This is a genomic window from Prevotella sp. OH937_COT-195 (genome assembly GCF_003932845.1).
In the GTDB taxonomy this organism is placed as follows: domain Bacteria; phylum Bacteroidota; class Bacteroidia; order Bacteroidales; family Bacteroidaceae; genus Prevotella.
On the sequence record NZ_RQZH01000221.1, the window covers coordinates 1 to 239 of the forward strand.

The following is a 239-nucleotide window of genomic DNA, read 5'->3' on the forward strand; positions in this document are numbered from 1 at the left end:
TATGCTCGATCACAATCATCCTCTTTACAAACTTGCCAATAAAATCAATTGGCGCAGATTTGAAGATGCCTTTTCTCCCTTATATTGTAGAACCAATGGCCGCCCTGCCCATCCCGTTCGCTTGATGTGCGGTCTTTTAATTCTGAAACACTTGCGTAATGTTTCCGACGAAAGCGTCGTTTTACAGTGGAGCGAAAATGCCTATTATCAGTATTTCTGCGGTCAATTGGAATTTCTTC

Annotated in this window: 1 protein-coding gene; it reads left to right on the plus strand. The window is 42.3% G+C overall.

Going from position 1 to position 239, the window contains the following annotated elements:
* Position 1: 1 nt before the first annotated feature.
* The coding region (locus EII32_RS11955; RefSeq protein ID WP_148096856.1) for a transposase at positions 2 to 239 on the plus strand (238 nt) is incomplete at its 3' end.